Raw genomic sequence first — 19949 nt, 5'->3', positions numbered from 1 at the left:
CGCATCGACCTGCCTGCGAAGAACAACGGGAGCCTTACATGCAGCATTCCATGCGCGCGGCGGTCGCTGCCGCCCTCGTCGCCATGCTCGCCGCCTGCGGCGGCGGTGGTGGCGCCAGCGGACCCGCCGGATCGGCCGGCGGAACGGCGAACGGCACCGCGCCTGGCTCGGCCTCTTCTTCCGCCACGTCTTCGGCCGCGCCCACCGACATTCCGACCCAGCCCCAGGCTGCCCGACTCCTCGCCCAGGCCAGCTTCGGCGCGACGTCGGCCGACATCGATCACATGACCAGCCTCGGCATGTCCGGCTGGATCGATGAACAATTCGCCAAGCCGCAGCGCCTGCATCGCACCTATGTCGACGACATCGTCGCCTCCAGCAGCACGGCCGCCACGCAAAACAACTTCTTCGAATCCTTCTGGCAGCAGGCCGTCGGCGGCGAAGACCAGCTTCGCCAGCGTGTAGCCTTCGCCCTGTCGCAGATCTTCGTGGTCTCCCTGCAGGACAGCAATGTCGCCAACTATCCGCGCGGCGTGGCCTCGTACTACGACATGCTGGCCTCGGACGCCTTCGGCAACTTCCGCAAACTGCTGGAAGACGTCAGCCTGCATCCGATGATGGGCCTGTACCTGACCTCGCTGCACAACGAGAAGGAATCCGGCAACCGCATCCCCGACCAGAACTATGCGCGCGAGTGCATGCAGCTGTTCACCATCGGCCTCTACGAGCTCAACCAGGACGGCTCGCTGAAGATGATCGACAACATGCCGGTGGAGACCTACACCAGCGCCGACATCGTCGGCATGTCGCGGGTGTTAACCGGCTGGAGCTGGGCCGGCCCGGACAAGACCGACAGCCGCTTCTATGGCGGCAGCCCGGACGCGAACCGCGACTGGATGCCGATGCAGAGTTATCCGAAGTTCCATTCGGTCTCGGACAAGGCCTTCCTCGGCACCACCATCGCGGCGGGCTCGACCAGCCCCGAAGCCGACTTGAAGGTGGCGCTCGACAAGCTGTTCAACCATCCGAACGTCGGCCCCTTCATCGGCCGCCAGCTGATCCAGCGCCTCGTCACCAGCGACCCGAGCCCGCAGTACGTCGCCCGCGTGGCCGCCGCGTTCGCCGACAACGGCAGCGGCGTGCGCGGCGACATGAAGGCGGTCATCAAGGCCATCCTGCTGGACAAGGAGGCCCGCCCGGACGTGCCTGCTGCCAGCCAGGGCAAGCTGCGCGAACCGGTGGTGCGCCTCGCGAACTGGATGCGCGGCTTCAATGCCAAGTCGGCATCCGGCCGCTTCCTGATGGGCTCGCTCGACGATCCCCTGACCCAGCTAGGCCAGACGCCGATGCGTTCCCCCTCGGTCTTCAACTTCTACCGGCCGGGCTATGTTCCGCCGAACACCGCGCTCGCCGCGGCCGGCCTGGTCGCGCCGGAAATGCAGATCACCGGCGAAACCTCGGTGGTCGGCTACCTGAACTTCATGCGCGACGCCATTCCCAACGGCACCGGCAGTTCGCGCGACATCAAGCCCGACTACACCGCCGAACTCGCGCTGGCCGACACGGCGGACAAGCTCGTCGACCGCGTCAACCTGCTGCTGATGGGGAACACCATGTCCGCCGGCCTGCGCAACCAGATCATCGCCGCGGTGAATTCGGTCGCGATCTCGACGACCAACGCCACCAACGCCGCCACGGCGCGCAAGAACCGCGTCAACCTGGCGATCTTCCTGGCGATGGCTTCGCCGGAATACATCGTCCAGAAATGAGGGAGCCCGAAGCATGACCAAGAAGATCAACGCCTCCCGCCGTGAATTCCTGCGCGCCGCCTCGCTGATGTCGGTGGTCGGCGCATCCGGCGCGCCGTTCGCGCTCAACCTCATGACCATGGCCGCCGCCTCGGCCCAGACCGCGCCGCAATCGGACTACAAGGCCATCGTCTGCCTGTTTTTCTCGGGCGGCAACGATCATGCGAACACGGTGCTGGCCACCGACCCGACCTCCTGGTCGACCTACCAGTCGGTACGCACCACCAGTGGCGCGGATTCCATCGCCCTGCCCGCGCCGGGCGCGGCCGGCGGCGTGCTGCCCATCGTGCCAACCACCGCGCAGGCGGGCCGGGAATTCGCGCTGCATCCCAGCCTCGGACCGCTCAAGGACCTGTTCGATGCCGGCCGCGCGGCGGTCATCGCCAACGTCGGCCCGCTGATCGTGCCGGCCACCCTGGCCCAGTACAAGGCCGGAAGCGTGCCGCTGCCGCCGAAGCTCTTCTCGCACAACGACCAGCAATCGCTCTGGCAGTCCTACAAGCCGGAAGGCGCAAGCTTCGGCTGGGGCGGCCGCATGGGCGACCTGCTCGCCTCCATGAACAGCAATGCGATCTTCACCTCGGTGTCGGCCTCGGGGAACGCCGTTTTCCTGAGCGGGAAAACCATCAACCAGTACCAGGTAAGCTCTGCGGGCGCGGTGCCGATCGGCGGGTTGTCGGGTTCCCTGTTCGGCAGCACGACGGCCGGCAATCCGCTGGCGGCCATCATCAGCGGCGGCGGCAATGCCAACCTGTTCGAAAAGGATCATGCGGCCATCGTCAAGCGTTCCATCGACGCCCAGGCCATCCTCGCCACGGCGATGCTGCCCGCCGGCACGGGCGGCGTGGCCAACCCGACGCAATACACCAACCCGAATACCGGCGCCCTGGCGAACAATTCGCTGGCCACGCAATTGCAAACGGTGGCGCGTGTCATCGGCGGACGCGCCGCGCTGGGCGTGAAACGCCAGGTGTTCTTCGTGAGCATCGGCAGTTTCGACACGCATGACAACCAGCGCGTTAACCAGGGCGACCTGCTGGCGCGGGTGGCACATGCCCTGAGCTATTTCGACACCACCCTGTCCACGCTCGGCGGCAGCGACCTGCGTCCCTCGGTAACTCTGTTCACCGCCTCGGACTTCGGCCGGACATTCACCAGCAACGGCGATGGCACCGACCATGGATGGGGCTCGCATCACTTCGTCGCCGGCGGCGCGGTCAAGGGCAAGGACATCTATGGCACCTTCCCCGTCACCGCGCTCGGCCATGCGCAGGACGTGGGTTCGGGCAGCCTGCTGCCCGGGATTTCGGTGGATCAGTATGGCGGCACGCTGGCCAGGTGGTTCGGGCTCAGCGATGCGCAGATCGGCGATGTGTTTCCCAACATCGCCAATTTCACGAAGCGCGACCTGGGATTCATGGGATGATGGTTCGGTGACGAACCGCCCCGGGTTGCGGCGACAGGCTCCATAGGAGGGTGCCTTCCCTGGCAGGGAAGTTGGGTAAGCGGCAGCGTGTGTGTTTGAATGTGGTTGCGCAAGAAGGCAAGTAGGCTATCGCTTACCCGCCCCTTTCCAGCGATGGGAAGGGGCTTTTTTTTGGCTTGGCGATGTTGGCGTCTTCATCTGCATTAGCACCTGCCGCGTGAACCTGAAGAAGGCGGCGGTCACTGGATGTCTGGTTTCCACTCATCGACTTCAAGGGAACGGCATCCATGCTCCGTATCGGCATCACCGTGGGCCTGCGCCAGGACGAATCGCTCTGGAACAATGGCATCAAGCAGAACGCGCTCTTCCTGGCCGATACCTTGCGGCGCTGTCCGAACGTCGGCTCGGTCCGCCTGGTCAACACCACCGACGTACCGCTCCCTGCCTCGCTGCCCTGGGATGCGTCGCGCTGGCCCGTATTTCCCCTGAACGACTTGATCCACGAACTCGACGTCGTGATCGAGCTCGGCGGCCAGCTCAGCGCGGACCAGACCGAGGCGCTGAAATCGCGCGGCGCCCGGCTGGTGTCGTATTGCTGCGGCTCGGAATACGTGCTGGCCATGGAGGCCATGCTGTTCAACCGTCCCTTGTGGGGCGACCGATTGTTCATCAACCAGTGCTATGACGCGATCTGGATCATTCCGCAGGTGGATGCGCTGAACCGCGATTTTTTCCAGACCCTGCGGCGGCGGCCGGCGACGGTGGTGCCCTTCGTCTGGTCTCCGGTCCTGCTGGAAGAACGTTGCGCCGCCTTGCCGCATCGCGGCGTCTATCAGCCCCGCCCAGGCCCCCGCCGCCTGAGCGTGATGGAACCGAACATCGACGTGCTCAAATTCTGCCTCTATCCCCTGCTCATCGCGGAAGAAGCCTACCGTCGTCGCCCGGACCGGATTACCGGCGTGCAGGTGGCAAACGCGTTAAGCATGGCGCAGGAAAACCGGGATTTCATCGCGCTGATGCATCACCTCGACCTGGTGCGCGAGCACAAGGCGGTGTTCACCGGCAGGCATGACACGCCGCAGTTCCTGAGCGAACACACCGACATCATGATTTCGCATCAATGGGGGAATCCGCTCAACTACTTCTACCTGGAAGTCTGCTGGCTTGGCTATCCCCTCGTGCACAATGCCGGGCTTTGCGCTGATTTGGGGTATTACTATGCCGGGCATGACGTGCAGACTGGGTGCGAGCGCTTGCTTGAGGCGCTGGAGAATCATGATGCAGGGTGGGAGGAGTATCGCGCGTTGCAGCGGCGGGTGATGAGTCGTTATTTGCCTTCGGATCCGAAACTGGTGGGCAGGTATGCTGCGCTGCTGGATGCGGTGGTTTCTCGGGGAGCAGATTGAGCGGCACTCTATCGCCCTAGGTACTGTCATTGCCGCACCTACCGCTGTCTTCCGCACCAACCGCAGTCATTCTCGCGCAGACGGCGATCCCATTCCGGTCGCCTGGAGCAAGCCACAAACCCAAGCATCGATCAGTACCCCGCCTGTCTTGCCACTGTGCTCTCCTCTCTCTCATACAACCGCAGGATAGCCTCGGTATAAGCCCGAACATTTTCCTCATTGCCCGGATCGAGACCCGCCAGCAACTTATGCGCTCGCCGCCGATAATCGTCGAGCGCGGCATCATGTTCGGCAAGCGCGCGCAGTATCGCCAATCCGCCCAGCTCGCAATCGAACCCGGGATAATAGTAGCCACAGTCGGCGATGAATTCGGAATTGTGTATCAAGGGATACCCGCCATGAAGCGCCTCGTAATACAGGTAGTTCTGGCCATTCTCCCAATGATGCGACACGACCGCATCGACGTTTTGCGCCATGACCTGATACAACGGAAACCGCCCTTCAAAGGAAGCCAGGCCATGCTTCGTGATATCGAGACTGTTGGCGAACATCACGAAGCTTGGATGCGTGCGGAGATGGAAGGTGTTGTAGACCCAGACATGCTCGATGAAGTCCGGCCGCATCCGGTGCGCCACGTCGCAACACAGCATCGGAATGAAGCTGGTCTTGACCATGCAGATGTTTGGCTCGAACATGGCCAGGCGCCAATGCTTGCGGCCAGGCTGGTAGCCGAACTGCTGGTCGGCGGGCAAACGTGCGACGGCGCGGTTCAATACCACCGGGCTCCACAAGTGCGGCATGACTCGCACCGGCGCGCGGAACGCGGCCTGGTAATAAGGTGCGCACGTCTTCAGGTGCTGGGGCAAGGTCCAGATTTCATGATACGGTGCGCCGTTGACCAGCATGCCGGGGGCCTTGTCGAAATTCATGCGCTCGACGTCGATGACGTAGTCATTCCCGACATGCGCCGCGATGATCTTTCCACCTTGCCGGCGGAAGTCGTTGATCCACTCGGCCGGCAGTTGTGCGCTCATCTCTATCATGACGTCGAGGGTTTCGCCGGCCTGCCTCAGGTCGATGATGGGCACGGGCGCGTCTTCCGCGAAGGCATGGGCATCTTGCGGATCGCCATCGCCGCCGGCGGCGACCAGGTAAGCCTGCGCCACGCGCGGCGATCGCATCAGCAGCATGACCAGGTAAAGGCAATTCTGGAAGATGCCGTTTTCCCACAGGGATTGATCTCCCTTCCGCACGACGATGGACACCCCGACGCGCAGGTTCTCAGGCCGCCTTCTGAATGTGTTCCTCATGACTTCACTCCCTCCGCCGGAAGCCTGCCCTGGAAAAGCGCAAGCAGGCGGTGCGCATAGGCTTGCACGTTCACCATACTGGCGGGATCGACCTGCGCGAACACTGTACGCGCGCGCGTCCGGTAGGCCGGCAGGTCTTCCTCATGGTTCCGCCATGCATGCAGCAACTGGCGTGCGCCTGACGGGACATCGAATTCAGGGTAGTAATATCCGGCGTCCCGCAGCCAGGGTGAATTGTGAATCAGCGGAAGGTTGCCCCACAGGGCGTCGAGATAGAGATAGTTCTGATCGTTCTGCCATTGGTGCGACACGATGACATCGGCGTATTGCGCCATGAAGCCCGCGATGTCGTGGCGACCATGAAACAGGGCCTTGCCGTTCCGGACCAGATCCAGGGAATTCGCCAGGTGGAGCATCGTTGGATGGTCCTTCAGATGCAGCGAATTCAGCACATGCAGGGCATTGATGGCGCCAGGCTCGCTGCGGGCCGCTTCGTCGCAGATCAGCATGGGGAGGCACGCCGACTTGATGACCGAAATATTGGGCTCAAGGATCGCGGCCCGCCAGGCTGAGGGCTGCGCGTCACGGCCGGAGCGCGCGCGATAGCCGAAATGATAGCCCTGGCGGCCGATGTCCTCGGAGCGCTGCTGGACGAAGAGCGGCGACCAGAGGTAAGGCACCTCGTGCATCGGGCAACGATGCAGGGTCCGCATCATCGGTGCGAACCGGGAATCATCCTTGGGCAGGAGCCACACTTCATCCATCCGGTCGGGGCGATGTGAAAATCCCTTGTCTGAAAACAGGACGGGCTCGATCAATCCGACATAGGGTTGTCCAGCGCAGTAATAGACGGCCTTGCCGCCACAAGCGCGGAATCGATCCAGCCAGCAAGGATCGAGTCCCCCCGCCATTTCGATGATGAGATCGATCCTGTCATTGGCCGCCTGGAAAGGAACGAGTTCCAGATCCAGCCCGCGAAGGTTGAGCTGAGCGGGCATGCTCCCTGACACGCCGACATCCACGAGGACCACGGCGCTGACGAAAGGAATGCGGCGCAGCAGCTGGGCGAGGAAGATCACGTTCTGGCCGAGACCGTTCGACCAGATGCTGTCTCCTTCACGGCTAATGACGGAAAGGCCGATTCGCATGGCCGATCACCTGCCTTCGGGGCGTGGCGGGGTGGAGGCAAGCATCCTCATTTCAATTTCCAGCCCACCCCGGCATTGAGGCCCCATTCCTTGCCGGTCGTGCCCAGTCCGCCGCCCCAGCTCACCAGTCCGCTTTCCGACGCCGCCTTGAAGTTGACGCTGATCGCCCCATAACCGCGATAACTGCCGACCCCAACCCCTACCGCCTTTTCGCCTCCATACAGGTGCGGCATGTAGTTGTTGATCATTGCCATGCTCATCGCGGTTCCGACGTAGGCATTTCGCGCCACCTCGTTCAACTGACCGACGTTGACGGCATCGGAGGCATACACACCGGGTGAGACGTTCGTGATGCGGCGTTCATTCCCGGGCGAACCCATCGACACGGTATTCGGCTCGTTCGCAATCGAGCCGGCGCCAATTGCCACCGCACCCGGGGCCGTGGCCTGCGCGCCGACGCCGATGGCTACCGCACCGGCGCCAGAGGCATTGGAGTTCGCGCCGATTGCCGTTGCCGCTTCGCCGGTGGCCTGCGCCTGGTAACCCACGGCCACTGCGCCGTCCGTTTTCGCATTCGACCTGAAGCCCAGCGCGGTGGCATTGGCGCTCTGCGCCTGCGCCTGCGCCCCGATGGCGGTGGCGCCGTCGGCGACCACGGATTCCGTCGCGCCATTGACGCCCTTGACCTTGCCGGCGTTGGCGCAGGTGCCAAGCGCCGTGGTGTCGATGCCATTGGCGACGGTACAGTCTGCATCGGCCCGTGTCGAGACGACATTGTTGGCCTTCTTGCCCTGGGTGAGCTGGCCGTCGTCCTGCATGCCGCCGGTTACGGCAAGCGTCCCGGTGCCGCCCTTAGCCGCGGCCGCGTCGCTTTGCGCCATGATGGTATTCAACGACTTCGACATCTTCAGCACGCTGTCGTTGGTCGTGCTCAAGCCGGTGGAAAGCGAGCTGACCTGGCCGGCGGTCTGCGTGGAAAGCGAAACGATCTGGCCATCGGTCATGGTGGACAGGGACTTCACTGACGCCGCGACCAAGGTGGTGCTGGTGGAAAGCGAGTTGACTTGTCCTGCGGTTTGCGTCGACAGCGATGACAGCCCGCGGGAAACGCCGCCAATGCTGGTGGACAAGGATCCGACCGCGCTCGAGGTGGAGGTCGAGAGCGAGGAGAACCCCGCTGCCGTCGCGGTGGAAAGCGAGGAAATACCGGTCGAGGCGGAGGTAGATAGCGCACTCATACCCGCCCCGAGGTCGCTTACCGCGGTCGATGCGGACGTCGACAAGGTTGCGACGTCGGCGGACACGCCGCTCAGGCCGGTGGACAGCGACTTCACCGAACCGTCGACCGAGGTGGAGAGGCTGCCTACCGCGCCAAGGCTGGTGCTGAGCACATCCGCGATCCGGGATGCGGTTGACGTCGACAAGGAAGTCAGTCCATTCGACGTCGACGTGCTCAACTGGTTGATCGAGGTCGACAGGCTGTCCACCGACCCCAACGCATTGTTGACCTTCCCCTTCACCGTGCTCAGGTCGGACTTCAGGTCGACGACCGCCTGCTGCGTCGAGACGGCAGCCGTCGACAGCGAACCGATCGACGTCGTCAGTGCCGAGACGCTCGTCGAGGTGGAGGTGCTGAGCGTGCTCAGGTCCTTGCCCATCGCGCCGAAGTAGCTGCCGGTCTGCGTGGCGATCAGCTCGGCATAGGCCTGCAGGCTGCTCGTGGTGGAAATCTGGGTGCTCAGCCCGGTGGAGAGGCTCCCCACGTCGGACGACAGCTTGTCCACGCGGGTCGTGGTGTTGCCGGCAAGCGTGGAGAGGGAAGTGATCGTCGCGTTTGCCGCACCCGCGCCGGTGGAAAGCGAGTTCAGGCTGATGGCGGTGCCGGTTGCGGCCGTCGACAGGGAACTGACCGCTGCCCCATTGACGTTGCCCGCCTGGATGAGTGAGCCGACGGCAGTCCCGACCGCGGTGGACAGGGAATAGATGGAGGCCTTGTTCGCGGACCCGAGCGACGACAAGGCACTGAGCGACGAGGTATTCGCATTGACCTGAGTGGACAGGGAGCCGATCGCCGTTGAAGCCGACGAAGCGAGGGTCGAGAGCGAGCCGATCTGTGCGGCGCCGGTGTTCGCCAGGGTCGACAGGGAATTGATGGCCGTCGCGTTTCCGCCTGCGAGAGTAGACAAGGAAGCGGTTGACGTCGACAGCGAAGCGATATTGCTCGACGTTGTCTGCCCGAGGGTGTTGAGTGTATTGCTCACCGATGAAATCGAGGACGAGGTGGCGGTGGACAGGCTGTTGATCGACGTGTTCAGGCCGCCTTGGACGGCGTTGACCTGCCCCAGGGTGACGGCATCGCCCGGCGCGGTGCCGCTCGCCAATCCCTGCAGGCGATTGTTGTTGAGGTTGATCGTGGTATTGGGACTGAACTTCACGCTCCCGCCCAGGCCGATGTCGCCGTCCATCCGGATGAGGCCGCTGGCGCCGAAGCCGTTGCTGAAGGCCGCGCCATTGGTGAACGACGAAAAGCCGTCGACGCTCAGGTTGTTGAAGACCCGGGTTTGTCCGAAGAGATAGATCGAGTTGTTCGAACCGGTAAGGGAATTGCTCGCGCTGTCGCCCAGCCGGATGAAGGTGCTTTGCCCGTCCGGGGCGACATCGCCGAAGAACAGCTGTTTCGCGTTCGTTCCCTGCAGCATGATGCCCTGCCCCGTGCCACCCGGATTGTTGTCATTGTTGGCGCGCAGGATGATGCCGGAATTGGAGATGCAATTGTCGTACTGATAGGAAGCCTGGGAATCCTGCGTGACCTGGGCCACCGTGCCGACGCAGTCGAGGGCGGCACAGAATGGAGCGAACGCGCCGAGGACCATGCCTGTCATGATGTTCAGCCTGGCGCGGACGAACAGTCCTCGTTCGCGCAGAGCTGCAATCTGGCGGGCGGCAAGGGCATGCATGCCGAATGCCGCGCTGACCCCGTCCCCGATGCCTCCCTTTCCCTGGCATGTTGCAATTTCACTGACGACCACAAGCCCTTGATGCCGCTTGCTGAATACGAGGCGGTAAATCCGGTTCATGAAAATGCCCAATCAAATTGTGATGACTGGCATGATGCCGGAGGAGAATTCTGTTTCCAAAATGATATTAAAAAAAGTCCTAATGCAGTCGCGAGCAGGACGGCAACGAAAAATTAGGCACGGCTAATTTATCTCCAGTGCCCACGCGGCTTTGATGAAGATACCCGTGTTTCCTCGCACGGCGCGCCTGCCTCACGCGTCACCGAACGCATGACAACTTCCCGTTTCCGATTCCAGCCGTTGACCCGAATGACCCGGGCTTTCACATTTCGCCGGCCGGCATTGGTGCCGGCATGCTGGCTGCTGGGCGCCTGCCTTGCTCCAGCGGGAGCGCAAGCCGCCCCGGTCGTGGTGACGCCGGGAACAAACTCGGGTTACCTGTATGTGAGCACCGCGACGGCCTCGGGTACCTACAGCTACCTCAACGGACAATGCTACACCGCCAGCGGGTCGGTATATCCGCCCTCCGGAACGAAGCGGGTCGTGTTCGCGGTGGTTGGCGGCGGCGGAGGAGGAGGCGGCGCCTATTCTTCCGCTGCGAATGCCTACATCAATCAAGGTGGCGGTGGCGGCGGCGGCGGTTATGTCACGATCAACTCTTTTCTCTATACAAGCGGATCGATCACCTTCGTGGTGGGCAGCGCCGGAGCGGGCGCGACAGCCGGAAGCAACGGCACGGCAGGAGGACAGAGCAGCTTGACCTACGGTTCGTCCACCTGGACCGCCGCCGGAGGCAATGGAGGCATTGGCAGCACAGGATGCGGAGGTGCCGGCGGGAATGGCGGTAACGGGGGTGGCTCCGGAGGCAATGTGACCGCCTGGACGAATGCCTATGGCGGCGGCGGCGGAGGCGGCGGCGGCTTCAATGATCTTGGCACGCCAGGCACAAGCGGCGGCACGAATGGCGGCGGCGGCGGCGGCGGCGGAAGCGGAGGGGGCGCAGGCGGAGCAGGTGCAGCCGGAGTATGCGGATATGGGACGATCTACGGCGGAAATAGCGGCAGCGCCTACCTCAGTCCAACAACGGCAGCCACGCCTGCGGCTGGTGGCGGCGGCACGGCGAGCGGCGCGGCGGGCGCCGTCGGCAACTATCCCCTTGCCTGGGCTTATACCATCAAGGTCAATTGCAGCAGCCCGCAGGGTCGCGGCGGCACCGGCGGCTACAACACGACCAATGGCAACGCCGGCACGGGCGGCGCCGTGATTCTGCAGTTCGAGGGTTGAAGGGAACATGGCGAACGCCGGCGACAGACTTCATGGCGGGTATATCACCTTGGGAACGTTCGCCAATCCAGACGTCCTGCCGGCTTGTTCATTCACTGAACTGGACTAAAGCAGTGACCGGTTTAACCATGACGATGATTCCGCTTTCACGATGGACAGGACGAATTCTCGCTGCGTGCGCTGCCGCGAACGTCCTTGCCATCCAGGCAGCCATTTCCGCGACGGTGGTTGTCACGCCAAGCACCAATGCCAACTACCTCTATACGAACACCGCGACGCCCACGACCGCCTACAACTTCATCAGCGGCCAGTGCCTTACCAGCAACGGCAGCATTACTCCGCCCTCCGGAACGAAGCGCGTGGTATTCGCGGTGGTTGGCGGCGGCGGCGGCGGTGGCGGCCCTCTCGGCGGTTTCTGGAATGAGGGCGGCGGCGGAGGCGGCGGGGGCTACGTCTCGATCGCGGCTTTCCTCTATACATCTGGGTCGATCTCCTTCTCGATCGGCGCTGGCGGAGCCGGAGGTGGAACCACGACCAATGGCAGCGCGGGCGGAGCAAGTACATTGACCTTTGGTTCGTCGACCTGGACCGCGCCTGGCGGCAGCGGCGGCGGCGGCGCGGGGGTCGCCACCGGTTGCAGCGGCTCGGGCGGCAATGGCGGCAACGGCGGAGGCTCGGGCGGTAACAGGACGACGTGGACAGCCGGCTACAGCGGCGGCGGCGGAGGCGGCGGAGGCTTCAATGACCCTGGTGCCGCCGGAACGAGTGGCAGCGGTGCTGGCGCTGGCGGCGGCGGAGGCGGCAGCGGAGGCGGCGCAGGCGGCGCGGGCGTCGGCGGCGTATGCGGATATGGCACGCAGTATGGCGGCAATGGCGGCAACGCTTATCTCAGTCCAATGACGGTCGTCACCCCGGCAGCGGGCGGCGGCGGCGCTGCAAGCGGGACAGCGGGCGGCGTCGGCAATTATCCGATCGCATGGCCCTACGCCATCAAGGTCAATTGCAGCAGCGTACCGGGACGGGGCGGCAACGGCGGCTACAACACGACCAATGGCACCGCCGGCACGGGCGGCGCCGTGATCCTGCAGTTCGAAGGATAGGAAGCGCCTTCCCATGTTCACCCTCACGATTCCGGAAACCAGGCTGCAGCATGCGCTCGCGGCGCTTCTTTCAGCATTTTCCTTGCAGGCGTTGTTTGCAGCGCCGGGCTTAGCGGCGCCGGTGGTCGTCATGCCGGGCAGTCCCGGAGGCTATGTGTACTTCCCCGCCTCGACTTCCCAAGGCACGACGACGAACTACAACTTCCTCGGTGGCGACTGCTACATGACGAACACCAGCGTCACGCCGCCCGCGGGCACGAAGCGCATCGTGTTTGCCGTCGTCGGCGGTGGCGGTGGCGGGGGCGGCTCCTATTCCTGGGGATCCAGTTATTACTACGGCGGCGGGGGCGGCGGGGGCAGTGGTTATGTCACGGTGGGTTCGTTTGCCTATACGGGGGGCAGCATCAGCATTTCGGTGGGCACCGGCGGCACCGGAGGCGCATTCGGCCTCATCAACGCCAGTAATGCCGACGGCACCTACGGCGGTACCACGACCCTGACCTATGGCGCTTCCTCGTACACGGCAGGCGGCGGCCAGGGCGGAAAATACGTTTATACCGGCGCGAACCTGGGAGGAAAAGGAGGCGACGGCGGCAACGGCGGCGGCGGCGGCGGGGGTTCGGCGGGCGGGACCAACCTGTATGGCGGCGGCGGCGGGGGCGGCGGCGGATTCAATGACGTCGGCCAGCCAGGCATCACTGCAGTCGGCGCTTCGAGTGGCGGCGGGGGCGGTGGCGGCACGGGCGGCGGCCCGGGCGGTGCGGGCGGTTCCGTCGGCGGAAACACGGGCGGCGCCGGCGGAAATGCCGGCACGGGCTACCTCAACAACTACGCCGCCGTATCCCAGTCCGCGGGAGGTACCGGAAGCCCGAGCGGCTCCCCGGGGAACGTCGGCAACGTCGGCTATGCCGCGGCTTTGAACCTGAAGGTTGGGTGCAGCCTGCCGGTGGGAAGGGGCGGCACGGGAGGGTATGGACCCAATGCCGGTCAAAATGGCTACGGTGGCGGGGCCGTGCTCCAGTTCGAGGGATGACCCAATTTATGCCTCATTTCTTTCGCGAGGTGATGTCCAGGATTCCGACTCCCGGGAGATCGACATGCCGGCCGAGGCAGAGATGAGGCCTCGATCCGCCATGCAGCTTTTCCGCTGCCCCGCCATCAGGATAGCCACGGCGGCCTTGCTCATCAACACAGCCGCAGCTGCGCCGGTCACCGTCATGCCCGGCAGTCCCGGAGGCTATCTCTACTTCCCCGGCACATCTACCCAGAGCACGTCCACGTCCTACAACTTCATCGGGGGCGATTGCTACCTGAGCGGCGGAAGCGTGACGCCACCCGCCGGAACGAAGCGGGTGGTGTTTGCGGTCGTCGGCGGCGGCGGGGGCGGAGCCGGACCTTTTCCCTACGTGACATCAACGGCCGGTGGGGGCGGCGGGGGCGGCGGTGGATACGTCACCCTGGGATCGTTTTCCTACACAAGCGGAACACTCACGCTGAGCATCGGCAATGGGGGTGCCGGATCCGGCGTCAGCACCGACGGCGTGGCAGGCGGTGCAAGCAGCCTGATTTATGGCGCCAAGAATTGGCAGGCAAATGGTGGAAGCGGTGGCGGCAGCCTCAATTCCGGCGGCAAGGGCGGAGATGGCGGCAATGGCGGCGGCGGCGGCGGCATGGGCTATGTCAATTACAGCGGTGGTGGCGGCGGTGGCGGTGGCGGCGGTTTCAACGACGGCGGCGCAAACGGGATAAGTGGTATTCCGGGACCATTGAGCATCACTGGCAGCGGCGGCGGCGGCGGCGGAACGGGCGGGGGCTTTGGCGGAAACGGAGGAGCATGGGGACCCGTTCCGGGCGGCGCGTCCGGCGCAGGCGGCTCGGCCTACCTGAACACGTCCTCGGCGGTCGCGCCAAGCAGCGGAGGAACAGGAGCTGCAAATGGTTCCAGCGGGAGCGTCGGAAACTACGTCGCTTCGGCGGCATACAACCTGAAGGTCACCTGCAGTTATCCTGCCGGCCGAGGCGGATCCGGCGGATATTATTACCCGGGCAGCGGCGCCGGGTCCGTCAATGGAACCTCGGGCTCCAATGGCGCCGTCCTGCTCCAGTTCGAAGGCTGAATCCGGCCTCAGGCTTTCGGCAATGTCACCCCGTGCTGCCCCTGGTACTTCCCTCCCCTGTCCTTGTACGACACCTCGCACACTTCGTCGCTTTCGAAGAACAGCACCTGCGCGCAGCCTTCGCCGGCATAGATCTTCGCCGGCAGCGGCGTGGTGTTGGAAAACTCCAGCGTGACGTAGCCTTCCCACTCCGGCTCGAAGGGCGTGACGTTGACGATGATGCCGCAGCGCGCATACGTCGATTTGCCGAGGCAGATCGTGAGCACGTTGCGCGGGATGCGGAAGTACTCGACGGTGCGAGCAAGCGCGAAGGAATTCGGCGGGATGATGCAGACCTCGCCCTTGAAGTCGACGAAGGATTTCTCGTCGAAGTTCTTCGGATCGACGATGGTGCTGTTGATGTTGGTGAAAATCTTGAATTCGTCGGCGCAGCGGATATCGTAGCCGTAGGACGACGTGCCGTAGCTGACGATCTTGTGGCCGTTGGCCTGCCGCACCTGCCCGGCCTCGAAGGGCTCGATCATGCGCGCCTGCTCGGCCATGCGGCGGATCCATTTGTCGGATTTGATGCTCATGGAATTCACTGGGGAAGTTGGATTCCCGGTAAGGAGGTTGACCGCGATTTTACGCGAAAAATGCTGGCTTCCGACAACTTGGCGACATCTTCCGGCCTGCATGAGCCCTCTTCGCAATGTATTAAGCCAAATTAATTCCGGTTTCTCTCCCCTTGGCGGTTTGCCACCATCCAGCCCAGTTGCCTCGCCTCTTGCCAGCCATGTTGCCGAACCCGAAGTGATGAGTCACGCCATGCCATTTTTCATTTGCCCGCCACGACGAAGTAAAGCATTGCCATGGATCGCTCGGACGATCCTGGGTGTCATGCCCGCCTTCGTTTCCGCAGCACCGATCAACGTGCAGCCCAACAGCCCGGCCGGCTATCTGTTCTTTCCGGGACTGTCAGGCACGAACGCCAGTACGCCGGCCACGACGAGCTACAGCGTCCTGTCCGGCGACTGTTATACCTCGGCGGGTCAGGTCACCCCGCCGGCGGGAACGAAGCGCGTCGTCTTCGCCGTTGTTGGCGGCGGCGGCGGTGGAGGTGGAAGCGGCAGCAGCAGCGGCTCCGCGCCTTTTCATGGCGGCGGCGGCGGGGCGGGCGGCTCCGTCACGTCTGGCTCCTTCACGTACACGGGCGGCAACCTGAGCCTGTCGATCGGGGCGGCAGGAGCCGGCGGCACACCGGCTGCCTATTCCAATACCAGCGGGGCCGGCGGCCAAAGCCGGCTGACCTATGGAAGCTCGGTCTGGACAGCAACGGGCGGAAGCGGTGGCGGCAACCCGGCGCAGGGTGGCGGGAATTTCAACTACAACCTGATCCCCGGCGCAGGCGGAAACGGCGGAAACGGCGGCGGCGGCGGCGGCGGCGCGGGCCATCTCTGGACTTCATCCGCCAACGGCGGCGGCGGCGGTGGCGGCGGTTTCAATGACCTGGGACAGACCGGCGGCGACGGAGCGAACGGCGGCGGTCCGGGCGGCGGCGGTGGCAGCGGCGGCGCAAATGGAGGAGTCGGCGCACCGGGCCAATCGGCAAGCGATCTCGGATGCGCAAATACCTTGTGGTGCGGAGGCCCGGCCGGCACGGGCGGAACGTCATACCTGAATTTCCCGACCGCCGTCGCCCCGGCCAATGGCGGTTCGGGTTTCGTCATCGCGCCTTACACCGGCGGCGTCGGAAACTACAACGCGTCAGCAAGCCTCAATCTGAAGATCACATGCGGCGTGCCCGTGGGACAGGGAGGCAACGGCGGGGCCAACGGCGGCAGCGGCCTGCCCGGGAAGACCGGCGCCGTCGTCCTTCAGTTCGAAGGCTAGAGCCTACATCGCATGAAAATCGGTCGACGCCCGCGACGGCGACGGCGTATGAAACACCGACGACTGGTGGATGTACTGCTTCTGCACGCAATCCCGGTACACCTCCTTCAGCGCCAGCGGATTCTTCATCAAGCCTTCCTTCCACTCCCCCAGCCTGACCTGGTGATGGATCAGGCTGCGCAGGATCCCGGAATACTCCGTGATGCCCACCGCGGAGCAGCCGATGAGCACGTCCCCGCCGAATTCAAGCCGCAGGTACTTGAAATGCACCGGATCGTGATACTCCACCCACTGCCCCGTCCGGATGCCTTCCCATTGCCCGAAGGACGATGAAATCAGCCCCATGGTATCGACCACGTCGATGTGGCGCACGTTGCGCTGGAAGGCCTGGCGGCCGGTCATGTTGAGCGCGGCGCAGTAGGCCTGGTCGGCGGCGTTGGGCTGCACGCCGGCGATCACCGAGCGGCCGGCGCCTTCGTCATAGGCTTCGGCGCAGTCGCCTGCGGCATATACGCCCGGCAGGCTGGTCTGCATGCAGGCATCGACCACCACGCCCTGCAGGCAGCGCACGCCGCTGCCGCGCAGGAAATCGATGTTGGGCGTGGCGCCGGCGCAGTACACCACGAAGTCGGCTTCGAGCAGGCGGCCGTCGGACAGCATCACCAGCTTGGGGGAGTCGGGGTCCCAACCTTCGACCAGGCCGATCGCCTTGACGCGGGTATCGGTCAGCACCTGCATGCCCTTGCGCTCGCACCAGCGGCGCACCATGTCGCCGGCGGTCTTGCCGAGCATGTTGGGCAGCATGGTGTCGCGTTTCTCGATGACGGTCATGTGCACGCCGCGAGTGGCGAGCGCTTCCATCACGATGCAGCCGATGAAGCCGGCGCCGATCAGCACCGCGCGCGCCCTTGGCTTGGCGAGCGCCAGCAGGCGGCGGGCGTCGTCCATGGTCCAGCAGGCATGCACGCCGGGCAGGTCGATGCCGGGAATGACAGGCACGCGCGGACGCGCGCCGGTGGCGATGAGGAGCTTGTCGAAGGGTATGGCGCTGCCGTCTTCCATGTGCAGCACGCGCGGCCGTTCGCTGAGCTGCACTACCCTGCCCCGCCGCAGCTCGATACGCTGGCGGGAGAAGTAGTCGGCATCGCGCCGCAGGCGGGCGCCCGATTCGCCGATGTGGCCACTCAGGATCTGGGGAATGGACATCCGGGAATACGGCGCGTCGGCTTCGTCGCCGATGAGCAGCACCTCGTCGTCCGGGGCGTTCTTGCGGATGGTTTCCGCCGCGATCACGCCGGCCGGGCCGGTACCAAGGATCACATGTTTCGTGCCGCGACCAGTAGTCGGTTCTTGCATTATCCCTCCGATAATGATGGGGTATAACGAAGAGCGGTCAGCAAAATACCGTTGGGAGCTCGCCGGCGGCATTTTGTTAAACACTCTTAGGCGACTATATCCACGACCCCCACCCATCCATTGAACAATGTCAAGATCGCTGCAGTGCAGGTGTGCTTTTTGGCTTAACGCAAACTGGCACATGCCTGAAACAGGGTCTTTCCCGGGAGATATTCTGACAAGGCCAAGGCAATGCCTGACACGGGGGCGTGCTACGCTTCCGGACATCGACCAGCGAGGAGAGTCCATGGCCATCCGCATCGTCCGTCTCGGCAGCCCGCGAAAATCCGGTGAAGGCATCCGCATCGGCACCGTACGCCGGCCGCCGCGCGGCGTGCCCAGGAGCGAATACGCCGCGCAGGACTGGTACGACGTCTGGTATCCCAACCTCGCGCCCGCCGCCGAGACCGTCAAGATGGCCATGGCCGCGGACACGCCGGCCGCATGGCAGGCCTTCCGCCGCAAGTACCGGGCGGAGATGGCGACGCCGGAAAACAAGCATACGATCGCCCTGCTCGCCGCGCTGTCGCGCACGAGCAATTTTTCCGTCGGCTGCTACTGCGAGGACGAATCCCGCTGCCATCGCTCGCTGCTGCGGGAACTGCTGCTCGAGCACGAGGCCGAGATCGCCTCCTGATTCACCTTACCCTCACTTGCCGGCCGCGGGAGCGACACGCCAGATGGCCTCGCCGACGTCGTCGGCCACCAGCAGGCCGCCGCGCTTGTCGACCGCCACGCCCACCGGCCTGCCTTGCGCCTTGCCCTCGCTGTCGAGGAAGCCGGTCAGGAAATCCTGCGGCTGGCCGGCCGGCTTGCCTTCCTTGAACGGAACGAAGATCACCTTGTAGCCGGACGGGGTCTTGCGGTTCCATGAGCCATGCTGGCCGACGAAGGCGCCGCCGCGATAGGACTCGGGGAAAAGCGTGCCGTCGTAGAAGGCCAGTCCGAGGGAGGCGGTATGCGCGCCCAGCGCATAGTCGGGGGGAATGGCGCGCGCCACGAGTTCGGGGCGCTTTTCCTTGACACGTTCGTCCACGTGCTGGCCGTAATAGCTGTACGGCCAGCCGTAGAAGGCGCCCTCCTTCACCGACGTCATGTAGTCGGGAACGAGGTCGTCGCCGAGTTCGTCGCGCTCGTTCACCGCGGTCCAGAGCATGCCGGTCACCGGCTCCCACGCCAGGCCGTTCGGATTGCGCAAGCCCGAGGCGAAGACGCGCATCATGCCGCTCGAGCGGTCCACCTGCAGGATGGCGGCGCGGTTGACTTCCTTGTCGATACCGTTCTCCGCCACGTTGCTGTTCGATCCGACGGTGGCGTACAGGGTCTTGCCATCGCGGCTGGCGATGATGTTCTTGGTCCAGTGGTGATTGATCGGCCCGGCCGGAAGGTCGGCCACCTTGGCGCCCGGCGCGCGGATTTCGGTCTGGCCGGGCTGGTAGGGAAAGCGCATGATCGCGTCGGTGTTGGCGACGTACAGGTCGTTGCCCACCAGCGCCATGCCGAAGGGCGAATTCAAGCCTTGCAGGAACACGGTGCGCACATCCGCCACGCCATCGCCATCGGTGTCGCGCAGCAGGGTGATCCGGTTGGCGCTGGGCTTGCGGCCGGAGCCGGCCTGCTTCATCAGCAGCTTCATCGCCGCCCCCTTGATACCCTTGCCGTCCTCGGGTTTGGGCGGGGCGTCCGTTTCCGCGACCAGCACGTCGCCGTTGGGCAAGACGTAGACCCAGCGCGGATGGTCGAGGTCCTTCGCGAAGGCAGTCACGGCGAACCCGGCCGCCGGCGTCGGCTTCCCGTTCGCCGGCCAGCCGGTCGCGGTGGCGATGTTGACGGTCGGGACCAGGGATTTCTCGGGTTCCGGCAGGGTGGGGTTGGGGCCGAAGGTGCGGGAGGCATCAGTCTTCTGCTGCGACATGGCACAGGAAGCCAGCAGCATGAGCATCGGCATGAGCGTGAGGGAAGGGAATCGCATTACGGCCTCCGGGAAATATAAGCGTGTATACCTTGGCGCTTAGGCAATGAAACGGAGGCCGGATTCCTGGAAATGAAGACGATGCTGGGGTTTG

At 64.4% G+C, this 19949-nt stretch carries 15 protein-coding genes; 9 read left to right on the top strand and 6 right to left on the bottom strand.

Going from position 1 to position 19949, the window contains the following annotated elements:
• The first annotated feature begins 38 nt into the window (after positions 1 to 38).
• The 3 genes from G3574_RS11320 (at position 39) to G3574_RS11310 (ending at position 4640) form a co-directional block, all read left to right on the top strand.
• The gene (locus G3574_RS11320) at positions 39 to 1769 is read left to right on the top strand and encodes a DUF1800 domain-containing protein (RefSeq protein WP_163963102.1); all 1731 of its coding nucleotides are present in this window, start codon (positions 39 to 41) and stop codon (positions 1767 to 1769) included.
• Between the two features lie 13 nt (positions 1770 to 1782).
• The gene (locus tag G3574_RS11315; RefSeq protein ID WP_163963100.1) at positions 1783 to 3234 is read left to right on the top strand and encodes a DUF1501 domain-containing protein; all 1452 of its coding nucleotides are present in this window, start codon (positions 1783 to 1785) and stop codon (positions 3232 to 3234) included.
• Positions 3235 to 3521: 287 nt separating this feature from the next.
• Positions 3522 to 4640 carry a DUF2827 domain-containing protein gene (locus G3574_RS11310; RefSeq protein ID WP_163963098.1) on the top strand — a complete coding sequence of 373 codons (1119 nt, stop codon included), beginning with the start codon at positions 3522 to 3524 and terminating at the stop codon, positions 4638 to 4640.
• Positions 4641 to 4771: 131 nt separating this feature from the next.
• Here G3574_RS11310 and G3574_RS11305 read toward each other — a convergent pair whose 3' ends face one another.
• Genes G3574_RS11305 through G3574_RS11295 form a run of 3 tightly spaced genes read right to left on the bottom strand, consistent with a single transcriptional unit; the run spans position 4772 to position 10175 of the window.
• Positions 4772 to 5950 (bottom strand): DUF2827 domain-containing protein, encoded by a 1179-nt coding sequence (locus G3574_RS11305; RefSeq protein WP_163963095.1) that lies wholly within the window; start codon positions 5948 to 5950, stop codon positions 4772 to 4774.
• Complete coding sequence (locus G3574_RS11300; protein ID WP_163963093.1) at positions 5947 to 7098, bottom strand: DUF2827 domain-containing protein; 1152 nt, start codon at positions 7096 to 7098, stop codon at positions 5947 to 5949. The genes G3574_RS11305 and G3574_RS11300 overlap by 4 nt, the downstream gene beginning before the upstream one ends.
• 47 nt (positions 7099 to 7145) lie before the next feature.
• A complete protein-coding gene (locus tag G3574_RS11295; RefSeq protein WP_163963091.1) occupies positions 7146 to 10175 on the bottom strand; it encodes an ESPR-type extended signal peptide-containing protein in 3030 nt (1009 codons plus the stop codon).
• Positions 10176 to 10424: 249 nt separating this feature from the next.
• Here G3574_RS11295 and G3574_RS28665 point away from each other — a divergent pair, with 249 nt between their 5' ends.
• The 4 genes from G3574_RS28665 (at position 10425) to G3574_RS28660 (ending at position 14616) form a co-directional block, all read left to right on the top strand.
• Complete coding sequence (locus G3574_RS28665) at positions 10425 to 11399, top strand: glycine-rich domain-containing protein (RefSeq protein WP_205609740.1); 975 nt, start codon at positions 10425 to 10427, stop codon at positions 11397 to 11399.
• 128 nt (positions 11400 to 11527) lie between these two features.
• Positions 11528 to 12499, top strand: coding sequence for a glycine-rich domain-containing protein (locus G3574_RS11285; protein WP_163963090.1), 972 nt, complete (start codon positions 11528 to 11530; stop codon positions 12497 to 12499).
• 13 nt (positions 12500 to 12512) lie between these two features.
• The gene (locus G3574_RS28090) at positions 12513 to 13532 is read left to right on the top strand and encodes a hypothetical protein (protein WP_205609739.1); all 1020 of its coding nucleotides are present in this window, start codon (positions 12513 to 12515) and stop codon (positions 13530 to 13532) included.
• A gap of 82 nt (positions 13533 to 13614) precedes the next feature.
• A complete protein-coding gene (locus tag G3574_RS28660; RefSeq protein WP_163963088.1) occupies positions 13615 to 14616 on the top strand; it encodes a glycine-rich domain-containing protein in 1002 nt (333 codons plus the stop codon).
• Between the two features lie 8 nt (positions 14617 to 14624).
• Here the strand turns inward: G3574_RS28660 and dcd are convergent, their stop codons facing one another.
• Positions 14625 to 15191: a dCTP deaminase gene (gene dcd, locus G3574_RS11270; RefSeq protein WP_163963086.1), complete on the bottom strand. Its 567-nt coding sequence runs from the start codon at positions 15189 to 15191 to the stop codon at positions 14625 to 14627.
• 304 nt (positions 15192 to 15495) lie between these two features.
• Here dcd and G3574_RS11265 point away from each other — a divergent pair, with 304 nt between their 5' ends.
• The gene (locus tag G3574_RS11265) at positions 15496 to 16488 is read left to right on the top strand and encodes a hypothetical protein (RefSeq protein ID WP_163963083.1); all 993 of its coding nucleotides are present in this window, start codon (positions 15496 to 15498) and stop codon (positions 16486 to 16488) included.
• Between the two features lie 3 nt (positions 16489 to 16491).
• Here G3574_RS11265 and G3574_RS11260 read toward each other — a convergent pair whose 3' ends face one another.
• On the bottom strand, positions 16492 to 17844 hold the full coding sequence (locus G3574_RS11260; protein ID WP_163963081.1) for an NAD(P)/FAD-dependent oxidoreductase: 1353 nt from the start codon (positions 17842 to 17844) through the stop codon (positions 16492 to 16494).
• Positions 17845 to 18130: 286 nt separating this feature from the next.
• On the opposite strand from G3574_RS11260, the gene G3574_RS11255 reads away from it, so the two are divergent.
• Positions 18131 to 18520, top strand: a complete 390-nt coding sequence (locus G3574_RS11255; RefSeq protein ID WP_163963079.1) for a DUF488 domain-containing protein — start codon at positions 18131 to 18133, stop codon at positions 18518 to 18520.
• Between the two features lie 12 nt (positions 18521 to 18532).
• On the opposite strand, the gene G3574_RS11250 is transcribed toward G3574_RS11255, so the two are convergent.
• Positions 18533 to 19819 carry a PQQ-dependent sugar dehydrogenase gene (locus G3574_RS11250; protein ID WP_235953329.1) on the bottom strand — a complete coding sequence of 429 codons (1287 nt, stop codon included), beginning with the start codon at positions 19817 to 19819 and terminating at the stop codon, positions 18533 to 18535.
• Between the last annotated feature and the right edge of the window lie 130 nt (positions 19820 to 19949).

It is taken from the genome of Noviherbaspirillum galbum (assembly GCF_010974945.1).
Lineage (GTDB): Bacteria > Pseudomonadota > Gammaproteobacteria > Burkholderiales > Burkholderiaceae_D > Noviherbaspirillum > Noviherbaspirillum galbum.
Note: the sequence above shows the minus strand (reverse complement) of the source record. Positions and strands in the feature narration are given on the sequence as shown.